The organism is Alcanivorax sp. 1008, assembly GCF_020667895.1.
GTDB lineage: Bacteria > Pseudomonadota > Gammaproteobacteria > Pseudomonadales > Alcanivoracaceae > PGZG01.
Genome location: NZ_JAFMPS010000002.1, coordinates 348623 through 365599, shown reverse-complemented (window position 1 = coordinate 365599; position 16977 = coordinate 348623). Strand labels below are relative to the sequence as shown.

Here is a 16977-nt window from a genome sequence, read left to right as displayed (position 1 = left end):
GCATGGAGGGTAGGTTTTAAGGCTCCATACTAAAGAGCGCGTCGGTGTCTGTTAGATGTGGCGGGCCTGTTCGATAATCCATTTTGATTTTCAAGCCACTTTAATCCCCCATTTTAATCGCCCGTATGAGTAGAGGGTTAGCCCACCCTTGCCGCTGTAGTTCCCCCGATTTATTGAACACCTTCTCCTAACCTGAGAGGTGTAGAGATGCCCAGGTTCAACCGCCCCGAAACGCAACCAAATCTTCTGCTTGTAACATACAAAAAAGAGCCTTCCATAAAAAAGCCCCGGGCAAGGCGCCCGGGGCAGCAATGGCATGCGTTTTCGCTTCGCTACAGGGTCATGATGTATTTGACCAGGTCGCTAACCTCACTCTCGCTCTGTGCACACCAGGGGTGAGGACTAGCGGGCATGCCGATTGGTGCGGGTGTGCCCATTTCTCGCGGGCCGTACTCGGCGCGCATCTTCTGATAATCCCAGTAGTAGTGATCATCGTCCCAGTCTACGGTGACGAAGTACTTGTGGCGGGTGATGAACTTGTTGCGCTTGTAGCCGCGATCAAGCTTGGTCCAGTACTTCGATTTCGGCACCCGGAATACATCGCCGCGACGGTTCAGATCAGGCGTGGTAATCGGCTGATCTATGGTGCCGGGTTGCGGCCGTACCGGTGGATGCAAGGTGTAGTACTGCTTGTACAGATCCGAGTTCGCATCGCAGCGTGCCGGCGACACCAGATCTTCCATGTTGCGCACATGGCCATCGGACAGCAGGCCACGACTTTGCACCCAGTACATGTCGCGCAGGAAGGTCGCGCGGATTGCCTGCGTTTCCTGGTGATAAATGGTTGGCTCAAAGAAGCGGCCCACCTCATCCAGACGGATCATTTTTTCGTTGGTGTTCGAACCCAGGCCATCGCTATGGCAGCTGCTACAATCGCGGTCAAATGTTTGCTTTCCGCGGTTAACCGACGCCACCAATTGTGGATAGGAATCCCAGCCACGGGCCAGAAACTGCCCTTCTTCAAGCGCCGGCACCTGACGGGTATAGGTCACTTCCTTGTCAGGCTGGTTGATATAGATACCCCACCAGATTCTTTTCGGCGGTTGGGGCTCCATCACCGTATAGGTCTCGGTCTTCGTGCCGGTGCCGGTCTGCGACAACAACTGACCGTTCTGCTTCAGCCAGCGGTACATGCCGATATTGATCAGCAACGGGTCATCCTTATCCAGCTTGGTCATGTAGGCAGTAAGCGCTTGCAGTGGCGCCTTGCGCATGGAGCCCACCGCACCGTCCGGCTCTTCAGCATGGACGTAGGAGCCTTCAAATCCGACATAGGATTCGGTGTGGGAAAGCGAGCGACGAATCGCCATATAGTTAGTGACGTTAGGGAAGGCGACCGGCGAGAACTGATAGTCGTTGTCCACATGGCTGCCTTCGCCATTGAGTCGCACCATGTTGTGCTCACCAGTACCTGGCGGCATGTGGTACAGCAGCATGTCCTTTGCCACGCCTGCGCTACCCGGATCCCACGACGGGCCTTCTTCATTATCATAGATAGCGTCGAAGGTTTTAAATGGTGTCTGCAATACAGCCCATTTCACTGACCATTCCGGGTTGGGTAGGCCTCCGAATACTTTTGTTTTCTGCTGAAGATTGGTGTCCTGATAGGTAATTTGATAACCGTGGCACGATGCGCAGTTGAAACCGATAAATTCGCCCGGTCCGGTATAAGGGCTGTTGCCTTCCGCAGAACGATAGCCTACCCAGCCGCTGTTCCGGGTATTGCCTTTATGCTTGGCACTGCCGATACCGAAAAGCCCGGGCACCGGTGTTGGCTGTGGGTACTGCTCAAAATATACATCATCGATAGCGACATCCGGCACTTGGCCACGCACGGTTTTATAAGCACCAAATAACTGTCGTGGATCCGCTCGTTTTCCTGTAATGGGGTCAAAGGCCAGGTAATTGAAAATTGACCACCAGTCCAGATTGCGAATATTGTGATTCAGGCCAATGTTGTAATCGTAGGACCAGAATATTTTCTCACCCTGAGCATACATTGCGCCAAAGCCGGGGTTGTCCACATGGATGGCGATTGGCGCGCTGGCTACAGGGTCGCCCAATTGGGAAACTACATCGCAGTTATGCTGAAACGTATCACTGATGATGCGTGAGGTTTGCGCATCGATAACATTATGCGGCTCACCTGGATTAATCAGGGATTCATTTGCACCAATACGCTTTTGCACCTGCACCACCAGCGGGCCGCTGCTGGCATGATCCGGCACTCTGAAGCGAATGGTATTGTCATCCCAATAACGCACGTTCTTCTTCCAGAAGTCCTGCTGGTTATCGGTTTCATAATTGACCTGATCGAGAAGCGTCATTTCCTGCTCGAAAATGCGCAGGTCGGTTTCGAGAATACGGGTATTGCCCAGCATGATCTTGCTGAAATCCACATCTACACCGTTACCGAAGTTTGAGCCCTTCAGGGCAACAATGTCGCCCGGCCTCAACGTCGGCGGGGTAGCACTTGCCGGCGTCCAGACTTCTACGCCGTTAACCTTTATCCTGTCGATAATAGGTTGACTTACGCCCATTGCGGCGGAGTCATAGCGTTCAGCTTCGCGATTGAAGTCGGTAGTACAGATCTCTTCCTGATGCGGAAAATCACCGGGAAGAACTAGGTCCAGCGCCGCATTTGCGGCACCAGACACCCCAAACACACCAACCATAAGAATACTTTTGTATCGATACATACTTTCTTTCCCCACCCCTTAATTATTATTTTTTAAAAGAACCAGTTGAACCAGCGTGTGTTTGCTTCCTTGTCGAACTTCTTTGCAATCTTGCGGAAGAAGTACAAGTGGTCCTCTTCCATGTCATCGAAAAGGTATTCCGGATTCGCAGAGTTCTTGACGATGATGATGTTCTTGGCTGGGTCCACGTAAATGAACTGGTTGAAGATGCCGATCGCCATATAGTCCGGCTTGTTGTCTGGAATCCACCACTGGTAACCATAGCCCCAGCTGTCATTCGAAAGCGGGTTATCGCCAGGCACAAGCTGAGGTTCGGAAGTGCTCAGCGAGGCAGCCACCCAATCAGCAGGTACTATCTGGTTGCCCCGTAGCTTGCCGTTATGGAGGTACATCAAGCCAAACTTGGCGTAATCACGCAGTGTGGCGTTAACGCAGCAGTAGGTGGCTTCCACGCCATGGGGATCAGTAACCCAGGTTGCCGAGTTTTCTGCACCCATTGGCTGCCACAGATTAGTGGCCATAAATTGCGAGATGCCTTGGCCCGTCGCTCTGGAGAGCACCATGCCCAGAACCTGGGTATCACTGCTGGCATAGTAGTTATGTGTGCCAGCTGCATGACGCTTGTCCTTCAGGCTGTAGATGTATTCATCGTTCGAATCCAGATTGGCCGATAACAACTGGAAAGCATCTGAATTCAGGTCGGCGCCGGACTCCTCAAAATCTACACCAGAGGACATTTGCAGCACATTCTTGATCGTTACATCGTGGTAAGCGGTGTTCATCAACTCGGGCACATAGCTGGACACCAGATCATCCACGCTGGAAATGAATCCTTGCTCCACGGCAATGCCCACTAGCGCAGAGGTCAGCGACTTGGCCACAGACCAGGATGTGAATCGCGTGTTTTTATGTGAGCCCAGGTAGTAATTTTCATAGACAATCTGGCCGTTCTGGATCACCAGCAGACCGCCGGTGCCGGTGCGCCGCAGGAACCAGTCCGACAACACTGGAAGTCCGTTATAGTTCTCGAAGGACAGCGGCAGGGTCTTTTGTGAGCGTGCCTTAGGAAGCTGATAGGGATCCGTTGAGGCGGGAATTGTTTGGTGAATGTATGTCTGTGGGACTTCATTAAATAGGGTTAGCAGCCCCAGTGAGCCGCCACCGCAGCCGCTGAGTGCGAAGATACAGGTTAATACCAGAGTCCGCCTTTTCATGTTTTCCGCCCGATTGTTTGTCTTGTCATTGTTATTCGGGGAAGAACACTGAATTCGGCGTCGCCGCCGAGTATGTCTGGCCTTCCCTGCCTCGATGGTTGTTATAGCCACGCTACCCCAGCGGTCCAGGCAAACCGGCAGAACCGTTTGGGTCACGGCAACATAGCATTGCTATCTCGAGCCAGTGGCGCCGATTGCACACATAAACGGCCATTGTGTATTCTTTTACCGCCGCCTTCGGTAAAACAGGCTGGCGACATAGAAAAAATACGCCGATCGACCTAGCGGATATTTGGTTCCACCGATTTAGGCGACGTCCTCTTCTAACCGAGTAAAGCGCTTTGACTGGAATGGATGCTACTGAGCTGCGTGGCAACCTTTGTGGAATAAGGCAGCGACGGTAGTTGAAGAAGATTGGCGTCCCTTCGGGAGACGTCTTGTCAGCTTCCGCCCCCACCATGCGAGAGTCTATTCTTGAGGGGATGAATGCCCTTGCTTAGTAGTCAACTGTTACTCACCACCAATAAGGAAATAACACAATGAATAAATTGCTTCTGGTCATTATCGCTGTATTGCTTCCACCGCTTGCTGTATTTCTCAAGAATGGCGCTGGCAAAGATCTAATCATCAACATTATTCTTTGCCTGTTTTTCTATGTGCCAGGAATACTTCATGCGCTGTGGCTCATATTGAAATAGTAGTTGCCAGGACATGTTTACATACTAAGGCCGGGTCGCTCACTTTAGCAGGGTTGCCGTCTGGGTTGCCCGGTTGCTGTGTATTAGCCATGCAGAACAAGCAGGCTAGGGAGGTTGCAGGTGTTTAGAAAGATAATTGCGCTGTCCCTGTTTGTTTCATTTATAGCGATGGCTACATCAGGGATGATGATGTTCTTCATTGAAAAGCCTTCTTTCACCATTCAAATGCATCCCGTTCATAAGTTGTTCGGGCTTATCATGATCGTCTCCGTTATCGGGCACCTGAGCTTTAATTTCAGGGCTATCACTAGTTACGTAAAAAATAGATGGGTGGCGGCATTTGGCGCTGTAATGATTATGCTACTAGTCGGCCTTTACGGGGTTGCCATCAATAATGAAGTGCCGCCGGGGATCGCAGTGCCTATGGACAAGTTGGCGGCCGATGCCGAATCGCATAAGTAGCGTAGACACTCTGGCGAAATGGCGTTATTTAATGAGAGTTCGAGCGGGTAGTATCTATGAGCTATAAAGATGTGGTGTCGGCATGGAAGTCACGAGGGCAGCCACTTGCTGTGGATGGCGCCAACACCCGTATCTGGCGTGAAGGCAATGGGGAGCCAGTTGTTTGTTTGCATGGTGTGCCTGCGTCTGGCTTCCTTTATAGGAAGGTGATTCCTGAGCTGGCCAGTCGAGGCCTGGAGGGTGTCACCTTTGATTTGCCGGGGATGGGGTTCGCTGATCGGCCAGAGAGCTTCGACTATAGCTGGAGTGGCCTGGCCCGCTGGACGGTAAAGGCCATTGACGCCGCAGGAATCAAAGATTTCCACTTGGTAGTTCATGACATTGGCGGCCCGATAGGGTTTGACGTCATCCGGCAGATGCCGGGGCGTATACGCTCGCTCACCGTCCTGAACACCTTGGTCAGGGCGGCGAGCTTTCATCGGCCCTGGGTTATGGAACCCTTCGCACATCCTTTTATTGGGCCAATCTGGCTCGCGTCCACGCGAACGCCGATGATCATTCCTCTTATGCGTGCAATTGGTATGCATGACGGCCCCAGCTCCGATGAGCTACGTGCTTATGGGCATCTTTTAAGTCTTGAGGATGGCGGTAAGGCGTTCTTGAAAGTTATGCAGGGGTTTGAACGCACTCCGGAGTTTGAAGAAAGAATAGTTACAGCCCTGCGCGCCCGGCAGTTTCCTGCCCAGGTGATTTGGGGCGCTCAGGACCCTGCTCTTAAGATGGCCCGTTATGCGCCGGAAATATGTGAAGTGCTCGGACTGGACTCCTGGCATCAGGTTCGAGGCAAGCATTTCCTGCAGGAAGACTCACCCGCTGAAATCGCAGATTTGGTCGCGGCATTGGTGTGACTGAAGCATTGCTCAGACCGGACCTGGTTCCTTGCTCAGAACGTCGCGCGCTACTCAGGTTGGAGTTGCCGTCGAGATTGCCGATGCATGTAATTCGAGCAGTCTGGCGGGCGAGTCCTGAATTGACTCAAAAAAGGAGGTAAAGATGTATCGAAATAAGGAAGCACAAGCGCTGGGATTAATGGCTGCATTGGTGGTTGGTGGAATTGTGCTGGTTGTGCTGACTCTTGCAGTGTGGCCCAGATACAACCTGTACAGAATGGAAATGAGTGGCAGGGCTGCGCTGAAAGAGGCCGAGTGGTCCAAGCAAATCTATATTGAGGAGGCGCGAGCCAGAGAAGCAGCTGCTTTAATGCAGGCAAATGCTCGGGTCACCCTGGCCGAGGCGGAGGGTAAAGCCCAGATGGTCCGCGCCAGAGCCGAGGGCCAGGCCGATATTGAGCGAGCAAAGGCGGCGGCCGAGGCAAATCGGATAATCGGTGCTTCCCTTAAAGGTAATGACGAGTACCTTAGGTATGTCTGGATCAAGGGCCTTCAGGACGGCAACGGCGAAAGAATCTATATCCCAACTGAGGCCGGCCTGCCGATTCTGGAAGCGGGTAAGGGCCGATAGTAGCCAGTATGAAACTTGCGCACAGAGTCATGCGCGCGTCCCATAGAGGTGTGTAGATGAGCGAAAAACTTTTTAGACGGGCCCTTATTCTGGTGGCTATCGGTTTTACAGCGGTTTTTTGTGTCGTTGTCGTGCCTCCGCTAGTTGCTAATCCGGACGTCTTCGGAGCCTTTGCCGCAGGCTTTGTGAACCCTTATGCGGCCGGCTACTCCTCCGATGTTCTGTTTTGCTGGGCGGCGCTGGCGATATTCGTTGTGTACGAGGCCAGAGTGCTTTCGGTTAAGCATGGCTGGCTTTGCCTTGTGCTGGGTATCGTCCCCGGCGTGGCTGTAGGGCTTGCGCTATATTTCCTGATTCGCCATAGCCAGATCAACCAGACAGCAAAGAATGTCTAGGGAGAGGCTGCGCTATGGGTTTGGAGGTTTAACGTGAACTACGATGACGTGCTGTCCTTCTGGTTCGACGAAATAGAATCATCTAAATGGTGGGTAAAAGACGCTGATTTTGATCGTCTTATCGAGGATCGATTTCTGGAGCTTCACGGGCAAGCCAATCGCTGTGAGTTGTTTGAATGGCGAAGCTCCGCCAAGGGTCGACTGGCCGAGGTAATCGTACTGGATCAGTTCTCGCGGAATATCTTCAGGGATACGCCCGGAGCGTTTCTGTCTGATCCATTGGCGCTGGCTCTTTCCCAGGAAGCTATCAGGCTAGGCCAGCAGCATGAGCTGAACCAGATTGAGCGAAGCTTCCTGTATATGCCGTATATGCATAGTGAGTCCCTGAAAATTCATGACCTTGCCTTGCAGCTCTACAGGGACAACGGAATTCAGTCCAATTTCGATTTCGAAGTGAAGCACCGGAACATCATTGAGCGATTTGGCCGCTATCCACATAGAAATTCGATTCTCGGGCGAACCTCGACGGCGGAAGAAATCGAGTTCTTGAAGCAACCTGGTTCGTCATTCTGATTCCATGGCCATTGCAGGTCTTAGGCCTAATGTCTTCTGCGGGGGCGTTTATGGATGAGAGCTCATCAGTCAGTTCAGCCCCCGTTTCATCTGAAAATTCAGATCGAACAGGTCTGTATCTTTGGCCGCGCTGCTTTCTTCGCCAGGTTCGCCATCTGGAGGTCGATCGGCGCGGCGCTCCATATCGACGTCTCTCGGCTACGCTTCTCATTTCCACCAGAAATCCATTTATAGTGCGTGGCGCTGACGGTCAGGATGTTCCGTTGATGGGAGTTATTGCGGGGCCAGCGGCGCCGCGCTCTTTCATCCATGCTGTTGATGCGGATGTCACCACGCTCGATGCTTTCATAACCAGTGATACATACCCGGCGTTATTGCAGGCGATTGGTAATCCAGTCGGGCGCCTGCTTGCTGCGGATGAACTGGCCGCTATACAAAGTCTTTGTCAGCCCAGCTTTGGTCACCTTTCCGGCTTGCAGGAAGCGCGCGTTCTATTTGATGAGATCATACGGCTATTGTGCCCGGCGCCACAGCCTGTGCGGCGCGATGCACGGGTCATCCGGGCGATGAATTTGGTAGAGCAGTATGGTTTTGATGAGCTGTCGGTGGCGGGGCTGGCCGACGCGGTCAATGTTTCCGGGTCCCGCCTCAATGCGCTGTTTAAACGAGACCTGCTTTGCAGTCCACTGGAGTATATACGCAGTGTATGCATCTGGAAGGCTGTGCCAGTCCTTGCTAAAGGAGGAACATTGACGGATGCCGCTCATCAGGCGGGCTTCCATGATCTGGCACACTTCAGCAAGTCAGTTTTTGCAATCACTGGCTCAGCACCGAGCGAACTGGCCGCCGGTGTGCTGGCGATGGACTTCAGCTGACTGCCAGCTCCGCGTTAAAACGCGCACAATCCATACAAGCCCGGTATTGGCTTTGCTTCTATAGTGGTCCAGTCATCTTATCTAAGGGCAGGATCACACATGAATTTTCTATCCACCCGACACGGCTCCGTGGCTTATACCCAGTCTGGCAGCGCAAGCGATGCGACCTTACTGATGCTGCATAATGGCGGCACTGACCACACCATCTGGAAGCCTGTAATTCAGGCGCTTGGCGGGAGCTATCGGATAACCGCTATCGACTGGCTCGGATATGGTGACTCCGACGAGCTGACCGGTGGTGATGTGTTAGAAATTTACGCCGATGTAATCAAGGAGGTGATCGACCAGCTGGATTTACAGCAGGTGATCCTGGTGGGCAATTGTGTTGGCTCGGCGGCAGCGCTTCGCTTTGCACGTTCGGATTCCGCCCGCTCGCCCGGCGCCTCCAGGGTCAAGGCCCTGGTGCTGTTCAATGTCCTTACGGCGGAAACCCTGACATTTAGTAGCAGGTTGGCAGCCTGGATGTTGAAGCTGCCAGCGGGGAAGGGTTTGATGGGATTTATCGCAGGCGCAATGACCTCTATTGAGTTGGGCAGGGACGCGGTGGTCAAGTTTCAACTGCGTTCACCGGGTCAAGTGGCGGGCGGGTTGCGGGCTCACCTTGCCAATCTTTATGCCTTGCCAGCAAATGCCACAAATCTGATGGCGCTGGGACGTCAGGTCATCGCCAGTCCATCCTTCATGGGTCTTGAGCGGAGCGACGGGCTGCCGCCGACTATGGTGATTTGGGGCAAGCACAACCGGGTGCTTTCTGCCCTGCGTGGCCGCCGCTTTGTGAAGCGGTATCACCCGCTCGCCAGCTATTTTGAGGAAGGTGGGCATCTGGTCATGATGGAAGCTCCGAAACGCTGTGCGCAGTTGATTGGGACATTTGCAAAGGCACATGCCGAGCCTGACAATGATGTGCGAGTTGAAGAGCGGCCGGCTGCTTAAATAGGGAAAAGTTATGCGACTACTTTCGGCGGGTTTGGTGATTTTTTCTGTTCTTGCCGGATGTGGCGGCGGATCCTCTTCAGGTGGTGGCGCCATTGACCCGGGCCCTGCGCCAGGGCCCGATGACCCACCGATAACCGTTGGTGACTGGTACAAGCCGCCTCTTTTCGTGACTTGGCAGTGGCAGTTATCAGAGGAGGTTAATACTTCATACGATGTCGACCTTTACGACATTGACCTGTTCGATTCACCAGAGGCATTAGTCGAGCAGCTGCAAGACAATGGCATAAAAGTAATCTGCTATTTTTCTGCAGGCTCTTATGAGGAGTGGCGTGATGACGCCGACAGCTTTGCGGACTCCGATCTGGGTAATAAGCTTGATGGCTGGGCGGGTGAGCGCTGGTTGGATATTCGCTCCGCCAATGTCCGTACAATTATGGAAAGCCGCCTCGATCTGGCCGTGCTGAAAGGGTGTGATGGCGTAGAGCCGGACAACATGGATGGCTATACCAATAAGCCGGGTTTCAAGCTAACGCCGCAGGACCAAATCTCCTACAACCGCTTCATCGCAAATGCAGCCCATACCCGAGGACTGTCAGTTGGCTTGAAGAACGATCTTGATCAGATAGAAGAGCTGGTTGATTACTATGACTTTGCTGTGAACGAGCAGTGTTTCCAATATAACGAGTGCGAAGCGCTTTCGCCGTTTACGGATAATGGTAAGCCGGTTATGAATGCGGAGTATAAAAATAAGTATGTGACAGATGCAGTTGAAAGGGACGCGCTCTGCGTTGAGTCTATCAATATGCTATTTAGTACCCTGATATTGCCGCTTAATCTGGATGATGAGTTCCGCTATAGCTGTCTGTAATGACCATAAGACCGGTTACAGGCATGATCGTGCAGAATGCCCGGGCTAGCTTATTAGGCTTTTTATCGTTGAAGGCGCTGACGCAGCCTTGATGCCAGGAGTGGGTTGATGAAAGTTAGGGAAGGTTTTGTTGAGTCGGCGGGCCATCAGTTGGCTTATTTGGCGGTGAATGAGCATTTGGCAACGGATAAAGAGCCGGCCATTGTGTTTATCCATGGTGTGTTGGCGTCGGTAAATTTCTGGCGAGATTGTGTTCCGCCGGAGTTTAAGGAGGGCAGGGCTTGGTATTCGCTGAGCCTGCCCGCCCATCATCCTTCGACGGTCCCACAGAATTTTTCTATCGGTGATGTGGACGATGGCTGGTTCTTCCAGGTCATGAGTGGTGGGTTAAAGGGGTTGCTGGGCGACAGGAAGGCGATAGTAGTTGGCCATTCTACGGGTGGCTTTAGTGCGCTGAACATTGCCATTCATCATGCCCCCAATGTGATTGGTATTGTCAGTGTGGCGGGCTTCCATGTTGGTAAATGGGGCGGTGTCGAAGGCATGCTTTTGAAGATTGCGGGCTTAGGTAAGTGGGCCAAGGGCTTGTTTGTCTCCAATATTTCTATTTCCAAATCAAGCCACTTTGTGCGGCGTATATTTGCCTCATTGTTGGCCCATGATCACAAGGCATTTCGGTCAAATCCGTTGAGCAAGCGCATGCTGGAGAATATTGAACCAAATACTCTCTCGCAGGACCCGTCGGCACTATTTGTGTTGTTTAATGGCATAACGTCTTTGGAGATCGCTGACCAGTTACACAAGATCGATATGCCGTGCTATATCTTCTCTGGCACACATGATCCAGTGGTGCCTGCAGAGCAGTCACATGTGTTGGCTGCTAAAGTTCCAAATGCCAAGTCGGTGGAATTCCAGAATGTAGGGCATATGCCTTTCATAGAGGATTCCGATGCCTACTTCGAAGCATTGAATCTGGCTCTTAAAGACATAACAGACAGAGCCTTTAGTCAGGGCCATAGCAAGGATAATAATTGATGGCCTACCCAGCCACCGCGGTAGGTTTGGTCACCAGTCTTGCCTGCGGGAAGTGGCAGGTAAAGGTACTGCCTTTGCCCACCTCGCTTTTGATTTCCAGCCTTCCCTGATGGCGGATCATGATGTGTTTGACGATGGCCAGGCCCAGGCCAGTGCCACCGGTTTCACTATGGCGACTGCTGTCCGGGCGGTAGAAGCGTTCGGTCAGGCGCGGTATATGGGTCGGGTCGATGCCGTGGCCGGTATCGCTGACAGAGAAATGCGCGCCCCGTTCGTCCTGCCAGTAGCGAATGTTGATTTCGCTTTTTGCCGGTGAGTATTTCACCGCGTTGCTGATCAGGTTGCTGAAAGCACTTTCCAACTCCGCTGGGCTGCCGATCAGGCGAGCATCCACGGGAACGTCCACACTGATTTTTTGTTGCTTGTCGCCGCTGAGGGTTTCGGCGTCGTCGCGCATGCGTTGCAGCAGGCCATGCAATAGCACTGCCTGCTGAACCCCTTCCGGCTGACTGCTTTCCAGGCGCGACAGCATTAGCAGATCGTGAACCAGTGCTTCCATGCGCGAGGACTGTTGATCCATTTGATGCAATGCCCGGCGCAGCCGAGTCTGCTCATCCGGCACTGAGCCGAGCAGGGTTTCCAGATAGCCTTTCAGCACAGTTAGCGGAGTTTTCAGTTCGTGGCTGACATTGGCGACGAAGTCCTTGCGCATCTGTTCCAGCTTATGCAGGCGAGTCACATCACGAACCATAATCAGCCGGTCGCCTGGACCAAACTCAGTAACGTGGTACTGCAAGATGCGGTTGTCGTCTTTCGGTGAGGCCAGCTCAAGTGGCTCGCGAAACAGGCCTTGCTGAAGATAGTTGTACAGACGGGGATCACGAATCAGGTTGGTGAGCACCTGATTCATGTCCTGCGAGTGACGGAAACCGAGGAACTGCTCTGCGGTCTGGTTGAAATACTCCAGCCGGCCGTGGCGATCAATCAACAGCACCGCATCTTCCAGGGCATTCACCGATGACTGGGCGCGCTGGATGATGCCGGCCAGTTCTTCCTGAGCGCGGCGTTCCTTGCGGAAGAGATGTTCCAGGCGGGTGTACAGATCACCCCACAGGCCGGAGCTATCCGGTGGCTCGGTGTGTTCTTTCTGAGTTAGCCAGGAATACAGCTCGAATAATTGACGCAGATGCCAGACGATATAGCCGGCCAGCGCGATCACCACCGGCCATAAGCTGTCTAGAGAAACGGCGGCCAGCGCTGCAATCCCTGAAAGAATCAGGATGCGGTTAACTTCACTGGCCAGTCTCGACTTCATGCTGGGTACCTCAGTCGTGAGTGATCAGTATAAGGGTGTTGCGATCAGGAGGCGACGGCAGTCTTGGTGGAAAACCGGTAGCCGGTGCCGCGCACAGTCTGAATAAAACGATCGAAGTTATGCGGCTCCAGAGCCTTGCGCAGACGCCGGATATGCACGTCGATGGTGCGGTCTTCCACGTAGACATTGCCGCCCCACACCTGATCGAGCAGCTGGGTGCGCGAGTAGGCGCGCTCCTGGTGGGTCATAAAGAACTCCAGCAGGCGATATTCGGTTGGCCCCATGTCCACAGGGATATCATTAGCGGAGATGCGATGGCTAACCGGGTCGAGACACAGCCCCTCAACTTCGATGGCTTTATCTGTGGCGCCGGCGCTGCTGCGACGCAAAACCGCCTTGATGCGCGAGATCAGCTCGCGGGTAGAAAAAGGCTTGGTGATGTAATCATCAGCGCCAACTTCGAGGCCCTGAATCTTGTTATCTTCCTCGCTCTTGGCGGTGAGCATGATGATCGGCACTTCACTGGTGGTGTCATCACGCTTCAGGCGCCGCGCCAGTTCGATGCCGCTGATTGACGGCAGCATCCAGTCGAGCAGTACCAGGTCTGGTCGCTGGTCGACAATAATTTCGTGGCCCCTTTGGGCATTGTCGGCTTCGAGTACATCAAAGTCCGCCAGCTCAAGGGCAACTGCCACCATTTCCCTGATGGCCGGTTCGTCATCAATGATCAGGATTCTGTGCTTGGCCATATCCACTACTTCTCGCTATGTGTATGGAGGCCTATTTGATTGCGTTTACATGACAAGGTTATGACAGATACTCCCCCAGCAGGCCGATAAATACTACTAACCCCACCCACTGGTTATTGAGAAAGGCCTGAAAACAGCCGTCACGGCTGCGCTCGCGCATCAACCAGTGTTGGTAAATAAACAGGCCGGCAGCGATGGCCAGCCCGGCCAGCCAGAACGCACCGAAGCTGAGCTGCCGCCCCAGCAGCCACAGGGCGAACAAGGTCATGGCCTGCAGGGCGCCGATCATCAGTTTATCCATCTCACCAAACAGGATGGCCGTACTTTTAACGCCGATCTTCAGGTCGTCGTCCCGGTCGACCATAGCGTATTCCGTATCGTAGGCCACGGTCCAAAGCAGGTTCGCGGTGTATAGCAGCCAGGCGATGGCGGGCACGCTGTTGGTCTCGGCAGCAAATGCCATTGGAATGGCCCAGGAAAATGCCGCCCCGAGCACCACCTGAGGCAGGTGGGTATAGCGCTTCATAAACGGATACAGCACCGCCAGCGCCAGCGCGCCAAACGAAAGCAGGATGGTGAAAGTGTTCAGAAACAGCACCAGCACGAAGGCGACGGCGGCAAGGGCGCAGAACAGCATCAGCGCCTGTTTGCCAGATAGCGCGCCGGTGGCCAGCGGTCGCCCTTCAGTACGCTTCACCTGGCCATCGATATTGCGGTCGGCGAAGTCGTTGATTACGCAGCCGGCGGCACGCATCACGATTACGCCGAGGGTAAAGATGATTACGGTGCCTATGCTGGGTGAGCCCTGACCGGCAATCCACACCGCCCATAGGGTTGGCCAGAGCAGCAGCAGGGTGCCCACCGGCCGATCCAGCCGCATCAGCTGGATCCATGGCCACAGTTGCGGATAACGGGCTTGGACAAAGCTCAGCATGTTTGCCTCAGTGGTTCAGAATGCGTTGGTTGATGGTTTGCAGCCAGGCCGCTTCGTTCCACAGGCCATCGCCGTGGGGGCGAGCCTGCACGGCGGGACAGATGCTGGTGACACCCCGTTCCAGAGCCTGTTCAACGGCGAACTCACAGACCTCCCGGACCCAGCCCCAGTCCGCACTGTTCTCGCTGGCAAGCTGGACAAAGCCGGCGCCGATGACCGGGTTGATACGTCGTACTCGGGAAAAGTCATGCAAAGTTCGAATACGTTCATCAAGGTGGCGCTGCCACTGTTCGCGGCCTCGATGCCAGGCGATGGCGGCAACCCGATTTTGCAGGCCGGCGGCTATTGCTGGCGCTGCGGCTTTGAGCAGCCCGCCGCTGGCCAGAGTAAAGGTTGGGTCGTCGTTGAGCCACACGTGGCTGTCGACAAAATCCAGCTCCGAAGTGTCCAGTGCACGCAGGTGTTTCTCGCTTGCGGCACCAGCAGAAACGCCAAACGCTACCGAGGGAAATAGAGCGCGCAGGCTGCGTGGCACGTCCAGCAGATACTGTTCTGCGCGCTGCTCGGTACCACGGGACCAGATCCCCAGCCGGGCCAGACGATTAGCCGGATGGCTGCCGAAAATATGGCGGCTGGCCCCGTAGGCCGCTGGCGGCAACGGAAAATGCTGACAGAAGTCCACCGCCACCACGGTATCCAGCAAGCCCTCGCGCTTGAGCAGATCCAGGGTCTGTGACCAGACATCGATAAAGTCCTGGGGCCGGCGGATAAAGCTGCGTCTTGATTGCCGGTCTGGCAGAAAGCGGCTGCCCAGCCAGAGGCGCAGATTGCGGCTACGGGCCTGACGGGCCAGCTCGATCAGGCTGCGGCGGGGGTGGACCTGCACCGCCGCTCGTTGTGGTGGCAGTACCTCAAAGCGGTCCAGCACCACGCCATCGGAGCGGGCGGCGATAAGGTGCGGGAAGGCATCAATGCGCAGGGCGTTGTAGCCCCGTTCCACAAGGCCGTCCAAACAGGCGGGTAGCTGCCTGTACTCTCCCTGACGGGCGTCATTGCGGGTCAACCAGCTGTGGTCCCAGCTAGCCAGTGCAAGACGCGGTAATCCAATGCCGGACATTCAGCCAGCCCCTTAAGAACTGCACAACAGAGACCGGCAGCATACCTGTTTCTGTGAACGCCTCAATGGCTGCATAGCCGTCCGGCGGGCCAAAAGGCACTTTAGCTCGTCCGGGTTGTCGTAAAGCACCGACATGGGTTTATGATTCCCCTATGAAAAGACTTGTGCTGCTTACATGGTTGTTCAGTGCTCTGGCTTATGGCGGGGAGACCCTGCCAGATCAGGCGCGTCTGAGTGACGAGGAGAAGGATCATGAGACCCAGCAGCGCTTTGCTGCGCCGGTGATGGCGGCAGAGGAGCTGGAAGAGCTTTATCTGCAAAGCCCGGTGGAGATTGGCGAGTCCACCGCCCGAGCCATGCGCTCGGTGCAGGGGGAGTCGCTTTATTCCGATAGTGATGCCCAGTTTCAGGAGCGTCAGCGCACTGAAACCCGCGTCGCTCCGCCCAGCGAGCTAGCGCCGCCACCGCCGGTACCGGCAACGCTACCCGTTGGTGTGCCGATCCGTCAGCTGTAATCCGGTTAGATCCTCACAGACAGCGGGCAAAGCTGTTGGCCAGATTGTCCAGTAGTGCGCTGTAGCCCACCTTTCCCAGATCGCGGCCCAGCGGATCCGCTTCAACGATTCGGCACTGGCCTGTGCATAGCCGCTCCAGTAGAGCCCGACGTGACTCCGGCTCGGCCATAACGCAGCGGATGCCTTGCTGTTCAATCTGATTTACCAGTGCGATAAAGCGCCGGCTGCCCGGCGAAAGCTCCGTGCTGGCGCTAATCGGTGTCACCTGCCGCAGGCCGAAGCTTTCGGCAAAATAGCCCCAGGCATCGTGGTGGCTGATATAGGGACGCTCGGACAGGGGCGCTAACTGTGCCTGTATAGCTTGTCGTTGGGCGGCCAGACGGGCTGCAAACTGGCTGACAGCAGTGCTGACTGCTTCACTTGTTAGCCCCAGCTTATCGGCCTGATCAGGCAGCGCGCGGGCCAGTTGCAGCATATTATCTGGAGACAACCACAGGTGCGGATCAAGCGGGCCGTGATTATGGTCCTCATGGCCGTGGCCGTGGCCGTGGCCATGGTGCCCATCCTCGTCCTCGTCCACTGCCACCATCTCGCGCTGATAAATACCCTCCAGTGACAGCATTGCCAGCTCGTCTCCCCGGGTGCGAGCCATCAGCTTGGCCAGCGATGGTTCCGCATCCTTGCCCAGCCAGACTACCAGGTCCGCCTGCTGTACTTTGCGTGCCTGACCGGGGGTAAAGGAGGAATCGTGCGGCGTTTGTGAGGGCAGCAGAAAGGTATCCACCGTGACCGTATCACCCAGCACCTCGCGTAATAACATGGCCAGCGGCTCGATGCTGGCCAGCACCCGTGGCTTGCTATCGGCGCCCAGCGCTGACAAAGGACTGATCAGCAACAAAACAAAGACAAGCAAAGTGCGCACAGTGACTCCTTGGTGATGCAGCCCGGTAC

18 protein-coding genes are annotated in these 16977 nt (G+C 54.7%); 11 read left to right on the top strand and 7 right to left on the bottom strand.

Annotated features, from left to right (window positions below; all coding sequences use genetic code 11):
• Positions 1 to 332 precede the first annotated feature (332 nt).
• Together J1C54_RS04585 and J1C54_RS04580 are read right to left on the bottom strand one after the other, a co-directional pair.
• Complete coding sequence (locus J1C54_RS04585; protein ID WP_229144957.1) at positions 333 to 2759, bottom strand: hypothetical protein; 2427 nt, start codon at positions 2757 to 2759, stop codon at positions 333 to 335.
• Between the two features lie 32 nt (positions 2760 to 2791).
• Positions 2792 to 3973, bottom strand: coding sequence for a serine hydrolase (locus tag J1C54_RS04580; protein ID WP_229144956.1), 1182 nt, complete (start codon positions 3971 to 3973; stop codon positions 2792 to 2794).
• 539 nt (positions 3974 to 4512) lie between these two features.
• Between J1C54_RS04580 and J1C54_RS04575 the strand changes: the two genes are divergently transcribed.
• From J1C54_RS04575 to J1C54_RS04530, 10 genes are all read left to right on the top strand, one after another.
• Positions 4513 to 4671, top strand: coding sequence for a YqaE/Pmp3 family membrane protein (locus J1C54_RS04575; protein ID WP_229144955.1), 159 nt, complete (start codon positions 4513 to 4515; stop codon positions 4669 to 4671).
• A 120-nt stretch (positions 4672 to 4791) separates the two neighbouring features.
• Positions 4792 to 5133, top strand: coding sequence for a DUF4405 domain-containing protein (locus J1C54_RS04570; RefSeq protein ID WP_229144954.1), 342 nt, complete (start codon positions 4792 to 4794; stop codon positions 5131 to 5133).
• 56 nt (positions 5134 to 5189) lie between these two features.
• A complete protein-coding gene (locus J1C54_RS04565) occupies positions 5190 to 6041 on the top strand; it encodes an alpha/beta fold hydrolase (protein ID WP_229144953.1) in 852 nt (283 codons plus the stop codon).
• Between the two features lie 145 nt (positions 6042 to 6186).
• A complete protein-coding gene (locus J1C54_RS04560) occupies positions 6187 to 6654 on the top strand; it encodes a hypothetical protein (RefSeq protein WP_229144952.1) in 468 nt (155 codons plus the stop codon).
• A 56-nt stretch (positions 6655 to 6710) separates the two neighbouring features.
• Positions 6711 to 7049 carry a DUF2834 domain-containing protein gene (locus tag J1C54_RS04555; protein WP_229144951.1) on the top strand — a complete coding sequence of 113 codons (339 nt, stop codon included), beginning with the start codon at positions 6711 to 6713 and terminating at the stop codon, positions 7047 to 7049.
• 33 nt (positions 7050 to 7082) lie between these two features.
• Positions 7083 to 7622, top strand: coding sequence for a DUF924 family protein (locus tag J1C54_RS04550; protein ID WP_229144950.1), 540 nt, complete (start codon positions 7083 to 7085; stop codon positions 7620 to 7622).
• A 266-nt stretch (positions 7623 to 7888) separates the two neighbouring features.
• Entirely contained in the window at positions 7889 to 8497 is a 609-nt protein-coding gene (locus tag J1C54_RS04545; protein ID WP_229144949.1) for a helix-turn-helix domain-containing protein, read from the top strand.
• A gap of 99 nt (positions 8498 to 8596) precedes the next feature.
• Positions 8597 to 9490, top strand: a complete 894-nt coding sequence (locus J1C54_RS04540; protein ID WP_229144948.1) for an alpha/beta fold hydrolase — start codon at positions 8597 to 8599, stop codon at positions 9488 to 9490.
• A gap of 13 nt (positions 9491 to 9503) precedes the next feature.
• Complete coding sequence (locus J1C54_RS04535; RefSeq protein WP_229144947.1) at positions 9504 to 10361, top strand: endo alpha-1,4 polygalactosaminidase; 858 nt, start codon at positions 9504 to 9506, stop codon at positions 10359 to 10361.
• Between the two features lie 108 nt (positions 10362 to 10469).
• On the top strand, positions 10470 to 11396 hold the full coding sequence (locus tag J1C54_RS04530) for an alpha/beta fold hydrolase (RefSeq protein ID WP_229144946.1): 927 nt from the start codon (positions 10470 to 10472) through the stop codon (positions 11394 to 11396).
• Between the two features lie 4 nt (positions 11397 to 11400).
• On the opposite strand, the gene phoR is transcribed toward J1C54_RS04530, so the two are convergent.
• From phoR to J1C54_RS04510, 4 genes are read right to left on the bottom strand one after another with little or no spacing between them, the layout of a single operon-like run.
• Positions 11401 to 12711 carry a phosphate regulon sensor histidine kinase PhoR gene (gene phoR, locus J1C54_RS04525; protein ID WP_229144945.1) on the bottom strand — a complete coding sequence of 437 codons (1311 nt, stop codon included), beginning with the start codon at positions 12709 to 12711 and terminating at the stop codon, positions 11401 to 11403.
• Between the two features lie 44 nt (positions 12712 to 12755).
• Positions 12756 to 13460, bottom strand: a complete 705-nt coding sequence (gene phoB, locus J1C54_RS04520; protein ID WP_229144851.1) for a phosphate regulon transcriptional regulator PhoB — start codon at positions 13458 to 13460, stop codon at positions 12756 to 12758.
• Positions 13461 to 13518: 58 nt separating this feature from the next.
• The gene (gene ubiA / locus J1C54_RS04515; RefSeq protein ID WP_229144849.1) at positions 13519 to 14394 is read right to left on the bottom strand and encodes a 4-hydroxybenzoate octaprenyltransferase; all 876 of its coding nucleotides are present in this window, start codon (positions 14392 to 14394) and stop codon (positions 13519 to 13521) included.
• Between the two features lie 7 nt (positions 14395 to 14401).
• On the bottom strand, positions 14402 to 15511 hold the full coding sequence (locus J1C54_RS04510) for a cellulase-like family protein (protein ID WP_229144847.1): 1110 nt from the start codon (positions 15509 to 15511) through the stop codon (positions 14402 to 14404).
• 152 nt (positions 15512 to 15663) lie between these two features.
• On the opposite strand from J1C54_RS04510, the gene J1C54_RS04505 reads away from it, so the two are divergent.
• Entirely contained in the window at positions 15664 to 16026 is a 363-nt protein-coding gene (locus tag J1C54_RS04505; protein WP_229144846.1) for a hypothetical protein, read from the top strand.
• A 13-nt stretch (positions 16027 to 16039) separates the two neighbouring features.
• Here J1C54_RS04505 and J1C54_RS04500 read toward each other — a convergent pair whose 3' ends face one another.
• On the bottom strand, positions 16040 to 16948 hold the full coding sequence (locus J1C54_RS04500) for a metal ABC transporter solute-binding protein, Zn/Mn family (RefSeq protein ID WP_229144843.1): 909 nt from the start codon (positions 16946 to 16948) through the stop codon (positions 16040 to 16042).
• Between the last annotated feature and the right edge of the window lie 29 nt (positions 16949 to 16977).

Coding starts and splice junctions, on each gene's coding strand:
- J1C54_RS04585 (WP_229144957.1), bottom strand. CDS start 2,759: ATGTATCGATACAAAAGTATTCTTATGGTTGGTGTGTTTGGGGTGTCT.
- J1C54_RS04580 (WP_229144956.1), bottom strand. CDS start 3,973: ATGAAAAGGCGGACTCTGGTATTAACCTGTATCTTCGCACTCAGCGGC.
- J1C54_RS04575 (WP_229144955.1), top strand. CDS start 4,513: ATGAATAAATTGCTTCTGGTCATTATCGCTGTATTGCTTCCACCGCTT.
- J1C54_RS04565 (WP_229144953.1), top strand. CDS start 5,190: ATGAGCTATAAAGATGTGGTGTCGGCATGGAAGTCACGAGGGCAGCCA.
- J1C54_RS04560 (WP_229144952.1), top strand. CDS start 6,187: ATGTATCGAAATAAGGAAGCACAAGCGCTGGGATTAATGGCTGCATTG.
- J1C54_RS04555 (WP_229144951.1), top strand. CDS start 6,711: ATGAGCGAAAAACTTTTTAGACGGGCCCTTATTCTGGTGGCTATCGGT.
- J1C54_RS04545 (WP_229144949.1), top strand. CDS start 7,889: ATGGGAGTTATTGCGGGGCCAGCGGCGCCGCGCTCTTTCATCCATGCT.
- J1C54_RS04540 (WP_229144948.1), top strand. CDS start 8,597: ATGAATTTTCTATCCACCCGACACGGCTCCGTGGCTTATACCCAGTCT.
- J1C54_RS04535 (WP_229144947.1), top strand. CDS start 9,504: ATGCGACTACTTTCGGCGGGTTTGGTGATTTTTTCTGTTCTTGCCGGA.
- J1C54_RS04530 (WP_229144946.1), top strand. CDS start 10,470: ATGAAAGTTAGGGAAGGTTTTGTTGAGTCGGCGGGCCATCAGTTGGCT.
- phoR (WP_229144945.1), bottom strand. CDS start 12,711: ATGAAGTCGAGACTGGCCAGTGAAGTTAACCGCATCCTGATTCTTTCA.
- phoB (WP_229144851.1), bottom strand. CDS start 13,460: ATGGCCAAGCACAGAATCCTGATCATTGATGACGAACCGGCCATCAGG.
- ubiA (WP_229144849.1), bottom strand. CDS start 14,394: ATGCTGAGCTTTGTCCAAGCCCGTTATCCGCAACTGTGGCCATGGATC.
- J1C54_RS04510 (WP_229144847.1), bottom strand. CDS start 15,511: ATGTCCGGCATTGGATTACCGCGTCTTGCACTGGCTAGCTGGGACCAC.
- J1C54_RS04505 (WP_229144846.1), top strand. CDS start 15,664: ATGAAAAGACTTGTGCTGCTTACATGGTTGTTCAGTGCTCTGGCTTAT.